Origin of the sequence: Sphingomonas sp. OTU376, assembly GCF_038440415.1 — a bacterium.
Taxonomy (GTDB): Bacteria; Pseudomonadota; Alphaproteobacteria; order Sphingomonadales; family Sphingomonadaceae; genus Sphingomonas; species Sphingomonas kyeonggiensis_A.
In genome coordinates this window covers 108,363-124,438 of the sequence record NZ_JASATQ010000005.1, presented here as the reverse complement: position 1 = coordinate 124,438, position 16,076 = coordinate 108,363, and the positions used below count along the sequence as shown (strand labels likewise).

Sequence of the window (16,076 nt, the reverse complement as noted above, 5' to 3'; positions counted from 1 at the left end):
AGGAATATGGTTTGGTGATGCCGAAGAACGTTGGATCGAGCGAACGCATGGCGACCGACGGGTCGGTGCGAGAGCGGCGACAGCCGGGATCCCCCGCGCGCGCGGCGCGGACCAAAGCCCGGATCGCCGATGCCGTCATCACCTTGCTCGCCGAAGCGGGTTCGAGCCGCGTGACGCATCGCCTGGTTGCCGCGGCGGCCGGAGTGTCGCTTGCCGCGACGACCTATCATTATGCCACCAAGGGCGAGATGATCGCCGATGCTTCCCGGCGCTTGCTCGATGGCTATGTCGAATCTTTCCGTCGTGCGGCCCTGCGGCAGCGCCGTGGCAAGGGCAGGGCGCCCGATCTTGCGGGCTTCGTCACCAAACTGCTGACCAACGCTTCCGGCCGATATCGGCGGCTGGCGCTCGCGTGGTGCGAGATCATCCTTGAGGCCGCGCGTACCGCAGAAGGCCATGCGATCGCAGACGAATGGTTCGGCAAGCTGTTCGAGGCGTGGAGCGATCTGGCGCGTGCCATGTACGGCGAGTTGAGCGATGAGGCGGTCGTGTCCGGCATCGACACCGCCATCGGCCTGTTGTTCATCACGCTGCCGCTCGAGCTCAAGCCCGAGCAGGTCGCCGCGGTTTTCGCTGCGGGCGCCGATCCCGTCATCCATTGGGCACCCCGCGATACCGCGCCCGAGGCCGGGCCGTCCCCGCCTGCACGGCGAACGCCCAAGGCGCGTGAAACGCGTGAGCGCATCCTGGAAGGTGCGATCGCGCTGCTCGTGGCGAACGGTGCGGGCGCCGTCACCTACAAGGCCGTGGCGCAGGAATGCGGTCTTACCATAGCGGCGCCGGCATATCATTTCGGGTCGATCGACGGCCTGCTGAAGGCCGCGGAAGCCGAGTTGTTCGCACGCTCCAAGCACCGCTACCGTGACATGGTCGGCTCGGCAGGGGGCGCAGGACTGACACTCGACGGACTCGCCGACCTGACTGCCGCCGTTTTCGTCCGCGAAGTGACGCAGCACGGCCGCGCCGCGATCGCGATCTATTCAATCGGCGTCGAGTCGGCGCGGCGGCTGGACCTGCGCTCGGCCGTGTGGAGCGTGATCGCCGACCAGGCAAAGGCATGGCGTCGCCAGCTCGAGCAACTCAATCCGGATGTCGCCGCTTTCGACGCGCTGCGGATGCAGGCAGTGTTCATCGGAAAGCAGATCCGCGCGCTTTCAACAGGCAGCCCGATTGCGCAACTCTCCGCCGCGCGAAGTGCATTTCGCGACGAGATTGCCGCTGCCGGCAGAGCGTCAACTCATTAACAGTACATATTTTTAAAAATATTGACGCATCGGCCCGGAGGTCGTAACCCTGAATAGTGCAAACCGCCTCAAAGAAGCGGGGCACGACCGGGGTGGCGCCTTGCGCCTCTCCAACCGAAACGAGCCGGGAATCCGGCCATCGGGGAGGATGGGATGAACGGACAAGTTGCGGGCCGCGGTGCCGCGGGATTTCATTTGCTGCGCCTCGGCGTGTCGGCGGCGGCGATCGCCTGGATACTGGGCGGGGGCAGCGTCGCATATGCGCAGGACAGCGCGCCTCCAGCGGAGCCTGTCGCACAGGTCGGCAAGTCGCCGCAGGACGCCGCGGCGGACGGCAGCGGGGGTGGCGACATCGTGGTCACCGGAACGCTGATCCGCGGTGTTGCTCCGGTCGGGACCAATGTCATCGGCGTTGATCGTGAGGCGGTGGTGGCGACGGGCGCCGTCTCGACCAACGATCTGCTCGCGCAGATTCCGCAGGTGGGCAATTTCGGGACAGTACCGATCGGCACCGGCAGCTATGCCCTGCCGATCGTACGCCCCAACATCCGGAATCTCGGCGCGTCGGGAGGATCGACCACGCTGGTGCTGATGAACGGCCACCGCCTGGTGGGCGCGGGCGTGCTCCAGACGTCGGTGGATCCCTCGATCATCCCGCCCGATGTGATCGAGCGGGTCGAGATCATTCCCGACGGCGGCTCGTCGATCTATGGATCGGACGCGATCGGGGGCGTGATCAATTTCATCACGCGCAAGCGCTACAACGGCATCGGCATCAATGCGCGCTACGGAATAGCGGACGACTATAAGTCGTTCGACGGCAGCGTGATCGCAGGCAAGGACTGGGGATCTGGATCGATCTTCGTCTCCTATGCCTATGCCTGGCACGACAACATTCTTGGCATCGACCGCGACTATGTGACGGCGGACAATCGCGCGGGTGGCGGCAATGACAACCGCGGCACGGCCTGCACGCCCGCCAATGTCTTGATCGGCGGCATTCCCTATGCGCTGCCGGGCAAGGTGCCGGGCACGATCAACCGCTGCGACCAGACCGATTATGCCGACATCGTCCCGCGCGAAAAGCGGCACAGCGTGTTCGCCGGGCTGACGCAGGAATTGAGCGATGCGGTCCATTTCTCGCTGACCGGCTACTGGTCGCAGCGCGATACCGTGACGCGCAGCGCGCAATCGACGCAGAGCGATACGATCACGATCCTCAACCCCTATTTCTCGCGGATCGGCACCGAACTCTCCCAGACCGTGGCGATGTCGTTCGATTCGGTGTTCGGGCCGAGCAACGTCAGCCCGGCGCGCTTCTCCTCCTATGGCATTACGCCTTCGATGGAGTTCGACCTCGGCGGGGGCTGGCAGCTGCGTACGCGCGCCAATCTGGGGCGTAGCGAGAATAAGACGACCGAGGATGCGATCAATGCGAGCGCGGTGACCGCGGCGCTGGGCGGGACGACCACGGCGACGGCGCTGAATCCCTATAATCTGTCCGCGACGTCGCCGAGCGTGCTCGCGAGGATCAACGACTTCGTCAACTACGGCCAGGCGACGCAGGAGCTCGCCGAAGGCCGGGCCGTGGTCGATGGCCCGTTGTTCGCCTTGGCGGGTGGCGAAGTTCGCCTCGCGGCAGGCGCCGAATATCACTATGAGAACATCCGGTCCTTCACCGGAAGCGGCCCCATAGCCGCGATCACGGGCGGCAGTTCCTTTGCCGAGCGCGACGTCAAGTCGGTGTTCGGCGAGCTGCTCGTGCCGCTCGTCGGCGAAGGCAATCGGTCGCCGGGACTCTACAGCCTCGAGATCTCCGGATCGGCGCGCTATGACGATTATAGCGACGTGGGTGGGACGACCAATCCCAAGATCGGCATCACCTATCGTCCGGTCCGTTCGCTCACCCTGCGCGGCAACTACGGAACGTCGTTCCATGCGCCGAGCCTTGCCGATCTCGGCAATTCGGTCGACTCGCGCGTGCAGGTGATTCCGTTCAGCCCGTTCCGTGCGGCTAACAGCTCCCCGTTCGACATCCTGCGTCCTACGATCGCGATTGCGGGCGGTAACGCCAACCTGAAGCCCGAGAAAGCCGACACCTGGTCGCTGGGTTTCGACTTCAAGCCCGACTTCGCGCCCGGGCTGGTGCTGAGCGCGACCTATTTCAACGTCCGCTTCACCGATGCGATCGCAGTGCCACCGTTCACGTCGCCGGTGCTCTTCGCCGACCCTAATTATTCAAGCTTCTACATCCTCAACCCCACGCTCGCGCAGGCGACGGCCGCGGCCGGCAGCTTGCGTATCGACGGCGTGCCGAGCCTTGCCGCACTCTACGCGGCCAGTTCTCCCTACGTGCTGTTCCTGGCGACGCGCGCCAACCTGGGTGCGGTGCATACCGACGGGATCGACTTCAATCTCGCCTATGTCCACTCGACGTCGTTCGGTTCGCTGAACGCGAGTTTCGCGGGGACGTACACGCTCGGCCGCAGGACCCAGACGATCAAGGGCGGCCCGTTCAGCGACGATCTGAAGAATGGCACCGGGCGCCTGGCCTTCACGGCGGGGCTGGGCGGCAAGGTCGGAGGATTTACCGGTCAGGCGACGCTCAACCATCGCAGCGGCTTCCCGCTGGGCGGCGTGCTTCCGCAGACGCGCGTCTCGGCGTTCGACACTGTAGACCTGTTCTTCTCCTATGACCTCGGCAATCTGATCAAGAACACATCGCTGACGCTGAATGTCGATAATGTGTTCGATCAGGATCCGCCGTTCCTGAACAGCGCGCCGGGTTACACCAATGGTGGCACGCTGGGGCGGCTGTTCGCCTTTGGCATCCGGACGAAGTTCTAGGGAGCGGAAGTTGTCGTCGATGCGCGTATCGAGTGGGGGACGTGAAGGCAGTGCGCGGTGGTGCCGCCGTCTCCTGCCGTTGCTGGCGGGACTGGTGCTCGCGATGCCGGCAACGGCGGGTCTCGGTCGCCAGGGCCCCGATCCGTGGAAGCTGAAAGTCGAATATACCGAGGCGCCGCTGGGGCTCGACTCACCGGCGCCACGGCTCGCCTGGCATTCACCGGTGGCGCGCCAGACTGGCTATCGCATCCGGGTGGCAGCGTCTCCCGCCGCGTTGAAGACCGGCCCATATGTATGGGACAGCGGCAAGGTCGCTTCCGACGCCAATGTCCAGATCGCCTATGCCGGTCCGAGGCTCGAGGCGCGCCGGCGCTATTGGTGGCAGGTGCAGGCCTGGGACGGCAATGGCCGCGCGACGGAGTGGAGCACGCCCGGTTGGTGGGAGATGGGGCTGCTCGCCTCCGCAGACTGGAGTGCGCGCTGGATTTCCGGGCCCGATCGCCGCGACCATGACTGGCGCGACGTCACACTCGAAGCCGACCTGACGCTCACCGGCAGCGCCGTCGATGTGCTGTTCCGGGCGCTGCCGCACGGCAAGACCTTCGGTGATGCCTATGTCTGGACCTTGCGCGAGGGCAAGGACGGGCCCGAGCTGATCGAAAGCCTGCGTACCTATCCGGGCGGAACCAGCTCGGCCGTGAAGACCGTACAGCTGAAGCGCGTGCCGCTGGCGAAGCCGCTCAAGGGTGTGCGGCACCGGCTGCGCATTCAGGCGGTGGGTACGCGCATCGTCACCAGCCTGGACGGCGTGATCGCCGATACGCTCGAAGATGCGACGCATAGCCACGGCACAATCGGGTTCAGCGCAAAGGAAGCGCGGGCCGCCGTGATCCACGCCGTCGCGGTATCGGGAAGCGACAGTCCCGCGATCTCGACCGATTTCGCACGCAACGACAATCCCTTCACCGGCGGCAGCGTCTCGTCGCAGGGGCTGGTGGTTGCAAGCGGCGTCCCGAACATCGATCTGGTGCTGCCGATCGAAGCGCCGGCGCCGCTGGTACGCTATGCGTTCCGGCTCACGCCCGGCAAGAAGGCCATTCGGGCCCGGCTCTATTATTCCGCGGGCGGGATGCCGCGGATCACGCTGAACGGGGCCGCGGTGGGTTCGCCGCTGGGGGCCGGTTTTACGGCCTATGATAAGCGTGTGCTGGCATACACCGCCGACGTCACCAGCCTCCTGCGTGCCGGGCAGAATGTGATCGGAGCCGAGCTGGGCCGCGGATGGTACGGGCTCAGCGATCCCAACGAATGGTATTTCCACGCGGCGCCCTGGCATGCGGAGCCCGCGCTCAAGGCTCAGCTCGAGATCGATTATGACGACGGCTCCCGCCAGACGGTCGCCAGCGGCCCCGGCTGGCAGACGCGCTCGGGGCCGACGCTGGGCGATTCGATCCATCGCGGCGAACGCTACGACGCGCGGCTGTTGCCTGACGGCTGGGATCGCGCCGGCACCGGGCCGGGCTGGCAGGCCGCGCGCCTGGTCGCCGGACCCGCGGGCAAGCTGGTGGCCGCGAATTCCGAGCCGATCGCGCCGGTCGAGACGATCGCGCCGGTCACGGTCACGCAGCCGACGCCGGGCGTATGGGTTTATGACTTCGGGCGGATCGTCGCCGGCTGGCCGGTGCTCGAGGTGCGGGGCGCGCGGGGCGCAACCGTCTCGATGGTGGCGAGCGAGCGGCTCGGCGACGACGGGCAGGTGGTGCCTGCATCGGGGCTGATCGATGCCCAGCTGCAGACCGATCGTTATACGCTGGCGGGCAGGGGGCTTGAGCGTTGGGAGCCGAGTTTCGGCTATCGCGGCTTCCGGTACGTCCAGGTCGAGGGCTATCCGGGCACCCCGGGCGATGGCGCACTCCGTGTGCGCGTGGTGCATTCGAACGTCGCGCGGATCGGCAGCTTCGCCAGCGCCGACTCGTTGCTGGGCAAGATCGACGCCGCCGCCACCGCGACGATCCTCAACAATCTCCACGGTTTCCAGACCGACACGCCGACCTATGAGAAGAATGGCTGGACGGGCGACGCCCAGGCGTCGGCGGGAGCCGCGGCGCGCAGCCTCGACATCGCGCGCGTATGGACCAAATGGCTTGACGATTTCGGCGATGCCCAGTCGGACAAGGGCGAGATCCCCGAGATCGTGCCCGCCACGCCCTATTACGGCTATGAGGACACGCCGGGCTGGAACCTGATGTGGGGACCGACCACGCCCTGGGACGCAGCGGCGCTGATCCTCCCCTGGGAGCTCTACGTCACCGACGGCGACACGCGCATCCTGGCGCGCAGCCATGCGATGCAGCGGCGGCTGGTCGATTATACCGCGACCTTCATCCGGGCGCCTGATTTCTTCCGCGCCAAGGGGCTCAGCGAATGGCTGCCGCCGGGAAGCCTGGACTTCTTCAATTCGCGCGGCGGCGGCGTCGATGCGGTGACGACGGCCTATTTCTTCCATGAGGCCGACCTGCTCGCCAGGTCCTCTGCCGTGATCGGTGCCGAGGAGGATGCGGCCCGATATCGCGCGCTCGCCGACGCCATCCGGACGGCCTATAATGCCCGCTACTGGGATGCCGCGAACGGCTGGTACCGCACCATCGACGCCAAGGGCGTGGCGGGACCGCCGCTTCAGGTGCAGAATGTGCTCGCGCTAGCCTTCGGCATGGCGCCCGAGGGGCGTGCGCAGGGCGTCGCCGACACGATCGCGCGCGATGTCGAGAAACAGGGGCTGCGCACCGGTGTGTTCGGCACGCGTCACCTGCTCGATGTGCTGAGCGACCATGGCCATGCCGACCTTGCCTACAGGCTGGCGACGCGCACGGACGAGCCCGGCTGGGGTTGGTGGATCGTCAACGGCCACTCGACGATGTTCGAGAGCTGGAGCCTCGCCAGCCGCTCGCGCGACCATCATTATTTCGCGTCGATTGCCGATTGGATGCGCCAGCGGCTCGCGGGGCTGAGGCCGGGCGCGCCGGGCTACAAGACGGTGCTGGTGAAGCCTGCGATCCCCGCGGGGCTGGCGAGCGCCGAGGCAGTGATGGAGACCGTTCAGGGTCGCGCCGCGTCACGCTGGCGCGTGGAGGCGGGACGGCTGACGCTGACCGCCGAGGTCCCCGCCAATGCGCTTGGCGAGATCTGGGTGCCGCTCGGCTTCGGCGCGATCACGGCGCCAGCGGACGCCTCGCGGGTGCGCGATGAGGCCGGTTATGCGGTCTATCGCACCGGCGCCGGCAGCTTCGTATTTCAGACGGGAGGCAGGCGATGATCCGGATATTGGCCGCAGGCGCATTGCTGTTCGTTGCGATGCCCGCCGTGGCGCAGCAGGTGCGGACCGAGGCGGGGCCGGTGCGTGGCGTCAGCGCCGAGGGGATCATGGCGTTTCGGGGGATTCCCTATGCCGCGCCGCCGGTCGGCGACCTGCGCTGGCGTCCGCCCGCGCCGACCGTGCCTTGGACCGCGCCGCGCGACGCGAGCCGGGCCGGAAATGATTGCATGCAGAATGCGATGCCCGGCGTCACGACGAGCGGCCAGCCGACGAGCGAGGACTGCCTGTTCCTCAACGTCTGGACGCCGAACGCCGCTGCCGGGGAGAAGCTGCCGGTAATGGTGTGGATCCATGGCGGCGGTTTCGTCAGCGGATCGGGTTCGGTTGCCGAGACCGATGGTGCACGGCTGGCGGCGCGCGGCGTCGTGGTGGTGAGCTTCAACTACAGGCTCGGCCGTTTCGGCTTCTTCGCACACCCTGCGCTCACCGCTGAGGGCAGCGGTGGCAATTACGGCCTCATGGACCAGATCGCCGCGCTGACATGGGTGAAGCGCAACATTACGGGCTTTGGCGGTGATCCCGCGAAAGTCACGGTCTTCGGCGAATCCGCGGGCGGAGAATCGGTGCTGCGGCTGATGGCGTCCCCGGCGGCTCGCGGGCTGTTCGCCCGGGCGATCAGCGCCTCGGGTGGCGGGCGCGATCATTGGCCCGTCCCGTCCGAGGCGGAGGCCAAGGGCAGCGCCTTTGCGGCCGCAGCCGGCGCTGGCGATGCTGCGAGCCTGCGTGCGTTGCCCGCGCCGGCGGTGCTTGGCGGCATCAACATGCTCAACAAGGAGGATGCGCGCTATTCGGGGCCGATCACCGATGGCGATATCGTGCCCCAAGACGCCGCGCGCGTCTTCGCGGCGGGGCGCGAGGCCAGGGTGCCGCTGATCATCGGCAACAATGACGACGAGCTGGGCTTTGTCCCCGTGGGATTGCTGCCGATGGTCAATGGTCCGGTGCTCGCGGCGTTGGGCAAGGGCGCCGATGCGGTCAAGGCGAGCTATGCCTCGCCCGAGAAGGCCACGCGCTATCTGGCCGGCGACGCGATGTTCACCGAGCCGGCTCTCGCGATGGCGCGTTGGCACGCGGCGACGGGCGCGCCGACCTGGCTCTATCGCTTCGGCTATGTCGCCGAGGCCAAGCGCAAGGAAGGCATCGGCGCGGGCCATGCGACCGACGTGATCTTCCAGTTCGACAATCTCGCGAAGGGCGATGCGAAGCCGAGCGCCGTCGATGCGGCGGTGGCGGCGCGGATCGCGGACTATTGGGCCGGCTTCGCGGCTACCGGCGACCCTAACGGCAAGGGACTGCCGCGCTGGGATCGCCTGAACGGCACCGCGCCGCGCCTGCTCGCGATCGGCGCATCCGCAGCGATGGCGGAGGCCGGCAGCCCGTCGCTCGCCGCGATCGCCGCCGCACGGGAGGCAGGGCAATGACGATGGCGAAGAAGTTGCGATGGGGCGCCATGCTTGCCCTGCTGACGATGGGCTGCGCTCCGCATGTGCTGCCGCAGGATCCGGGTGCCCGGCGCATCTGGTCTGCACCGCCGCCGCAGGCGCCGTCCCGTCCCGAAGTGACCGAGACGCGTTTTCCGTTCGGCACGATCGTTCGCAATGTCAGCGATGCGACGCTCACCGTCTATCGCCCCGATCCGGCAATCGCGAACGGCACTGCCGTGATCGTCGCTCCGGGCGGCGGCTTCCACCTGCTTTCGATCGAGAACGAAGGCACCGCCGTGGCGAAGTGGCTCAATGGCATGGGCGTGACCGCCTTCGTGCTGCGCTACCGGTTGTTGCAGACCGGCGACGATTTCACCGGGCAGTTCATTCGGCGATTGACGCATCTGCCCGAGCTTGCCGACGCCGTCGCACCGCTGCGGCCGCTTGCGACGGCGGATGGCGAGCAGGCAGTGCGCTTCGTCCGCGCGCATGCCGGGCAATATGGTATCAAGCCGGATCGGATCGGGCTGATGGGCTTCTCCGCCGGCGGGGCGGTGACGGTATGGACGCTCGCTGCCGGCCACCGCGACAGCCGTCCCGATTTTGCCGCGGCGATCTACCCCGGACTGCTCCCCGATCCGATCGCGGTGCCGGCGCATGCGCCGCCGCTCTTCGTGCTCGTCGCCGACGATGACAAGCTCTCGCGGAACGACAGTGCCAGGCTGGATGCCGCCTGGCGCGCGGCGGGGGCCAGGTCGGAGCTCGTGACCTATCCCGATGGCGGCCATGGCTTCGGCATGGAGCACAAGGGCAAGTCTGTCGATCAATGGACCGCGCGGATGCGCGACTGGCTCGAATCGCTGGGGATGCTGCGCAAATGAAGTCGATCCACCTGCTCTCCGCCGGCGTGCTGGCGCTGGTCGTCACCGGTGCAGCCGAAGGCAGGAGACTGTCTCCGGCACCCGCTCGCTCGGGCGGGGGCTGCGCGGCGCTCGCCGGGCTGGCGCTGGGCAACGGCAGTGTCGTTTCCGCGACTCCCGTCGGCAAGGGGACGACGATCGATACCGAGCCCGGGAAGCCCGGGCTTCCCGCCGCGGCGCCCTTCTGCCGCGTGCAGGCGGTGCTCACGCCGGTTCCCGGTTCGTCGATCAAGGTGGAGGTGTGGCTGCCCGAGCTCGCGGCGTGGAACGGCAAGCTGCTCGGTGCGGGCAATGGCGGCTTTGGCGGCAGCCTGATGATCCCTTCGCTCACGATGCGCGGCGGCGTCGCACGCGGCTATGCCGCGGTCGGCACCGACATGGGGCATGTCGGCAGCGGCGACGTCGACGGAAAATGGGCCCTGAATGCTCCCGAGAAGATCCGCGATTTCGGCTGGCGCGCGAACCATCTGGGCGCCGAGGCGGCGAAGCGCGTGGTCGCGGCCTATTATCCCCGGCCGCTGGCGGCGAGCTATTTCCACGGTTGCTCCGATGGCGGCCGGGAAGCGCTGATGGAAGCGCAGCGCTTTCCGACGGATTATGACGCGATCGTCGCGGGTGCGCCGGCGATACCCTGGACGCGGATGACCAGCGCGTTCGCCGCCGACGCTCGCATCTCCTTCGCGCGGCCCGAAGCGGTGATCCCCAATGCCAAGCTCAAGCTGCTCCAGGACGCGGCGCTCGCGCAGTGCGACGCGAAGGACGGCGTGGCCGACGGGGTAATCGACGATCCGCGCACGTGCCGCTTCGATCCGGGTGTGCTCCTGTGCAAGGCCGGCGACGCGCCTAGCTGCCTCACCGCGCCGCAGGTTCAGACGGCGCGCGCGCTCTATCGCGGCGTGCGGACGGCGGACGGCAAGCCCTTCTATCCGGGGTATATGCCCGGTGCCGAGGCGGTGCCGGGCACCTGGGATCTGTGGCTTACCGGGCCGAACGCGCAGCACGGTCGTTTCTCGACCGACTTCATGCGCTACATGGTCCATTCGGATCCGTCCTGGGACCTGGCGCGCTTCGATCTGGCGCGCGATTATGCGCTGGCGAAGCGGCTTCAGGGCGCGAACCTCGACGCCGATAATCCCGATCTTCGGAGTTTCTTCGGCCGGGGCGGCAAGCTGCTGATGTATCACGGCTGGCAGGACGCGGCGATCGCGCCTGAGAACACTATCGACTATTTCACGCGGGTGCAGCGGACAAACCGGGCGGCCCGCGATTCCGCGCGGCTCTTCATGATGCCGGGCGTGTCGCACTGCCTCGCCGGGCCAGGCCCCAATGTGTTCGACGCGCTCGGAACGATCGATGCCTGGCACCAGGGCGGCGCAGCCCCCGAGCGGATCATGGCGACCAAGTTCGACAACGACCTGTTCGGCTATCTCGGCTTCCCGGCGAAGCCGGTTCGCACCCGCCCGCTATGCGCCTATCCCAAGGTCGCGCGCTGGAGCGGCACGGGATCCACCGACGACGCGGCCAACTTCACCTGCACGGCGCCGGGCAAGCCATGACCGCGCACGCGCTCAGCCACGTCACGGGGGCGGATGCGCCTCCGCTGCTCGACATCACCATCGGCGAGGCGCTGGTGCACGCCGCGGAGCGCTGGGGCGGTCGCGATGCGCTAGTGTCGGTCGCGCAGGGCGTTCGCTGGAGCTTCGCCGAGCTGCTTGCGCGCGCGGATTCGCTCGCGGCGGGGCTGCTCGCGCTGGGGCTCGAGCCGGGGGACCGGATCGGCATCTGGTCGCCCAATTGCGCCGAATGGGCGCTCACGCAGTTCGCCGCGGCGCGTGCGGGGCTTATCCTCGTGACGATCAACCCGGCCTATCAGCTTTCCGAAGCCGAATTCACGATCAACCTCGTCGGCCTCAAGGCGCTGGTGGCGGCCGAGCGCTTCAAGACCAGCGCCTATCTCGAGATGATCGAGGCGCTGGCACCGGAGCTCGCGGAGAGCGAGCCGGGCCGGCTGGTCGCGGCGCGGCTGCCGACGCTGCGGGCGGCGATCCGGATCGGCGGCGGTCCGCGCCCCGGCTGGCTGGCGTTCGACGAGATCGCGGCGATGCGCCCCGGTGCGCGGACCGAGCTCGATCGGCTGGCCGCCAGGCTCGATCCGGTCGATCCGATCAACATCCAGTTCACCAGCGGGACCACCGGCCTGCCCAAGGGCGCGACGCTCTCGCATCGCAACATCCTGAACAACGGCTATTTCGTCGGCCGCGGCATGGCGCTGGGCCCCGAAGACCGCATCTGCATCCCCGTGCCGCTCTACCATTGCTTCGGCATGGTTATGGGCAATCTGGCCAGCATCACGCACGGCGCGGCGATGATCTATCCCGCGGCGGCGTTCGATCCGGGCGCGGTGCTCGCAGCCGTCGAAGCCGAACGCTGCACTGCGCTGTACGGCGTGCCGACGATGTTCATCGCGGTGCTGGCGCATCCCGAATTCGCCCGCTTCGACCTCACTTCGCTGCGGACTGGATGCATGGCGGGCGCGGTGTGCCCCGAGCCGCTGATGCGCGACGTGATCGCGCGGCTGCACATGCGCGACGTGACGATCGGCTATGGGATGACTGAGACGAGCCCGGTGAGCTTCCAGACCGGGCTGGGTGACAGCCTCGATCGGCGCGTGGATTCGATCGGGCGCGTGCTGCCGCATCTCGAATGCAAGGTGATCGATGGCGAGGGCGCGACGCTTCCCGCGGGTCGGCCCGGCGAATTGTGCACACGCGGTTATTCGGTGATGCTCGGCTACTGGAACGATCGCGAGCGCACCGCCGATGCGATCGACGCAGACGGCTGGATGCACAGCGGCGATCTCGCGACCATCGACGCCGAGGGCTATGGCCGGATCGTCGGCCGCATCAAGGATGTCGTGATCCGCGGTGGCGAGAACATCTATCCGCGCGAGATAGAGGATTTCCTGCTCAGCCACCCCGCGATCGAGGACGTCGCGGTGGTCGGTGTGCCGGATGCGCGGATGGGCGAGGAGCTCTGCGCCTGGATCCGGTTGCGCCTCGGGGCAGCGGGCGACGAGGCGGCGGTCCGCGCCTTCTGCCAGGGACGCATCGCGCACTACAAGATTCCGCGCCACATCCGCTTCGTCGATGCCTTTCCGACGACGGTCACGGGCAAGATCCAGAAGTTTCTGATCCGCGAGGCGATGGTCGCCGAACTGGGTCTTGAAAACGTCGCCGCCGGCTTCCGGCGAATCCCAGGAGATACGATGATGATTATGTTGCTGGCTCTCGCCGCGGCCGCGCTGCCGCAGACTGCGCCCCAGGCCGCGCCTGCTGCGAGCCCGGTGCCGGCCGCCGCGCCGAAATATTCCCTCGACACGCCGATCGAGACGCTCGCCGCCAACGAAGCGGCGAAGGCCGTTCTCAATGCCGATCTGCCCGGGCTGCTCGAGATTCCGCAATATGAGATGATCAAGGGCCTTAGCCTCACGCAGCTCCAGCCATATTCGGGCGGCAAGCTCACCGACGAGCTGCTCGCAAAGACCGCCGCCGATCTCGCGAAGATCCCCTGATGCGCGGCCTGAGTATCGCGTTTGTGATGACGCTGTCGGTTCCTTCCGCCGCCGGGCTCGCGCCCGCGTCGGCGCAGGACGCGGAAGCGCCGGTGTATCGCCGCCTATCCGCGCCGCTGGACGCGCGCGTCGACGATCTGATCGCGCGGATGACGCTCGACGAGAAGATCGCGCTGCTGGCCGGCGCTTCCTCGATGACGACGAACGGCGTGCCGCGCCTCGGTGTGCCCGGGATCAAGATGACCGACGGGCCGACCGGCGTGCGGTCGCCCGAGGGCAAGCCCGCGACCGTGTTCCCGGTCGGTGCCGCGATCGCCGCGACCTGGAATCCGGCGCTTGCCGCGCACGTCGGCGGCGCGATCGCCGAGGAGGCCCGTGCCGACGGTGCTTCGGTGCTGCTCGCCCCGACGGTCAACATCGTGCGCACGCCGCGCTGGGGCCGCAATTTCGAGACCTATTCCGAGGACCCCTATCTCACGGCACAGATCGCGCTCGGCTATGTCGGTGGCGTCCAGCGCGAAGGTATCGGGGTGTCGCTCAAGCATTTCGTCGCGAACAACCAGGAAACCAATCGCTTCTTCGTCGATGCCCGGGTTTCGGAGCGCGCGTTGCGCGAGCTCTATTTCCCGGCCTTCGAAGCGGTGGTGAAGCAGGCCGATCCCTGGTCGGTGATGGCGTCATACAACAAGGTCAACGGCACCTATGTGTCGCAGAACCGCCTGCTGCTCACTGACGTACTCAAGAAGGACTGGGGCTTCCCCGGCGCGGTCGTCTCCGATTGGGGCGCAACGCACTCGACGGCGCCGGCCGCCAATGCCGGGCTCGATCTCGAAATGCCGGGCCCGCCCGCGCAGTTCGGCGCGAAGCTGCGCAAGGCGGTCGATGCGGGCGAAGTGAAGCTTGCGCAGATCGACGACAACGCCCGGCGCGTGCTGCGGATGATCCTGCGCAGCGGCGTGCTGGATCGCGCACCCTCGGCGCCGGCTCCGGCCCGCAATCATGCCGATGTCGCGCGCGCTGCTGCGGAGGAAGCGATCGTCCTGCTCAAGAACCAGGCCGTGTTGCCGCTCGGCTCCGACATCCGCACGCTTGCGGTGATCGGTCCCAATGCCGCTTCCGCGCGGATGCAGGGTGGCGGGAGCTCCGAAGTCGTGCCGTTCGACGCCATCGCGTCGCCGCTCGCGGCGCTGCGCGCGGCCTATCCGGGCGTACGGATTACTTATGCTCAGGGCGTCGACAATGAGGAAACGCCTCCCGCGGCCGATGCTGCGCTGTTCAGCCCCGATGCCGGCCATGCCGATTCCGGGCTGCAGGCCAGCTATTTCGCTGCAGCCGACTTCGCGGGAGAGCCGGTGCGCAGCGCCCGCGAGACCCGCTTCATCAAGCGGATCAGCGGCAATGTCGCGAGCGCCAGCGTCATCGGCTACGCCGCGCTCCGCTGGGAGGGCTGGCTGTGGCCGCGCCGCAGCGGACGCCACGAGCTCAGCATCCGCGGCACGGGCTCCGCGACGCTAATTCTCGACGGCAAGACTATCCTCGACAAGAGCGTGAAGGGCGTGCCGGACGCGCGCGACGTGATCGGCTTCCCGGTGCTCCGCCGCACCGTTGCGCTCGATCTGGAGGCCGGGCGCGGCTATCGCATCCGCCTCGACTATGCGACCGGCCAGACGCCCTATGAGGCGCTCGCCTTCGGGCTCCGCGAGCCTTCGCCTTCGCTCGACGAAGCCGTGGCCGCAGCGCGCGCCGCCGACGCCGCGATCGTGCTAGTCGGTTCCTCCTCGACGACCGAGGGCGAAGGCTATGACCGCCCGACGCTTGCGCTCCCGGGCGAGCAGGACAAGCTGGTCGCCGCCGTCGCCGCGGCGAACCCGCGCACGGTAGTGGTGGTCAACAGCGGCGCCGCCGTGACGATGCCGTGGCGCGACCAGGTGCCCGCGATCCTCCAGCTCTGGTTCCCCGGCCAGGAAGGCGCGCAGGCGCTGGCCGCTATCCTTGCCGGCCGGGTCAATCCCTCGGGCAAGCTCCCGGTGAGCTTTCCCGCTTCGGATGCCGATGACCGCGCCGATCTCTCCAAGATCAGCAGCGACTATTCCGAAGACCTGCTCGTCGGATACCGCAAATTCGACACGGCGGGCACCGCGCCGCTGTTCGCGTTCGGGCACGGACTTTCCTATTCGCGCTTCGGCTATTCGGCGCTCAAGGCACCGCGTCGGCTGAGGGGCGGTGCGCCGCTCAAGGTCCAGCTCACGCTACGCAATCAGGCCGGCCCCGGAGGCAAGGAAGTCGTCCAGCTCTATGTTGCGCCCGCCGAGCGGGGCGAGGGCGAGCCGGTGCGGCAATTGCGTGCCTTCGCGAAAGTCGCGCTCGCGCCGGGCGAGAGCCGCAGGGTCTCGCTGACGATAGATCCGCGCGCCTTCGCGACATGGGACGAAGCCGAGCACCGCTGGCGGGTGCGCCCGGGTGCCTATGCTCTCCAGGTTGGTGGCGGTTCCGACGACATCCGGCTGCGCGGCGAGGTGATGGTTGCGGGCGGGGACGCGTTCGTGCCCTGAAGCGCGATGGCTCCAGGGCACGAACGCTTCGACCAGGCGAAGGCGGAGACATCGGCCACACTCGGGATTGTGGATGCCAGTGTTT

The 16,076-nt window shown here is 67.8% G+C and carries 8 protein-coding genes; all 8 read left to right on the top strand.

Features of this window, described 5'->3' with window-relative positions; genetic code table 11:
• Positions 1-17: 17 nt before the first annotated feature.
• A complete protein-coding gene (locus tag AAHM44_RS03930; protein ID WP_342249095.1) occupies positions 18-1,304 on the top strand; it encodes a TetR/AcrR family transcriptional regulator in 1,287 nt (428 codons plus the stop codon).
• A 153-nt stretch (positions 1,305-1,457) separates the two neighbouring features.
• Positions 1,458-4,151 carry a TonB-dependent receptor plug domain-containing protein gene (locus AAHM44_RS03925; RefSeq protein ID WP_342249094.1) on the top strand — a complete coding sequence of 898 codons (2,694 nt, stop codon included), beginning with the start codon at positions 1,458-1,460 and terminating at the stop codon, positions 4,149-4,151.
• A 19-nt stretch (positions 4,152-4,170) separates the two neighbouring features.
• A complete protein-coding gene (locus AAHM44_RS03920; protein ID WP_342249102.1) occupies positions 4,171-7,464 on the top strand; it encodes a family 78 glycoside hydrolase catalytic domain in 3,294 nt (1,097 codons plus the stop codon).
• Entirely contained in the window at positions 7,461-8,945 is a 1,485-nt protein-coding gene (locus AAHM44_RS03915; RefSeq protein ID WP_342249093.1) for a carboxylesterase/lipase family protein, read from the top strand. Before AAHM44_RS03920 ends, AAHM44_RS03915 begins: the two co-directional genes overlap by 4 nt.
• Entirely contained in the window at positions 8,942-9,829 is an 888-nt protein-coding gene (locus AAHM44_RS03910; protein ID WP_342249092.1) for an alpha/beta hydrolase, read from the top strand. The genes AAHM44_RS03915 and AAHM44_RS03910 overlap by 4 nt, the downstream gene beginning before the upstream one ends.
• The gene (locus AAHM44_RS03905; RefSeq protein ID WP_342249091.1) at positions 9,826-11,424 is read left to right on the top strand and encodes a tannase/feruloyl esterase family alpha/beta hydrolase; all 1,599 of its coding nucleotides are present in this window, start codon (positions 9,826-9,828) and stop codon (positions 11,422-11,424) included. Before AAHM44_RS03910 ends, AAHM44_RS03905 begins: the two co-directional genes overlap by 4 nt.
• A complete protein-coding gene (locus AAHM44_RS03900; protein WP_446745947.1) occupies positions 11,421-13,439 on the top strand; it encodes an AMP-binding protein in 2,019 nt (672 codons plus the stop codon). The genes AAHM44_RS03905 and AAHM44_RS03900 overlap by 4 nt, the downstream gene beginning before the upstream one ends.
• Complete coding sequence (locus tag AAHM44_RS03895; protein WP_342249090.1) at positions 13,439-15,991, top strand: glycoside hydrolase family 3 C-terminal domain-containing protein; 2,553 nt, start codon at positions 13,439-13,441, stop codon at positions 15,989-15,991. The genes AAHM44_RS03900 and AAHM44_RS03895 overlap by 1 nt, the downstream gene beginning before the upstream one ends.
• Positions 15,992-16,076: the final 85 nt, after the last annotated feature.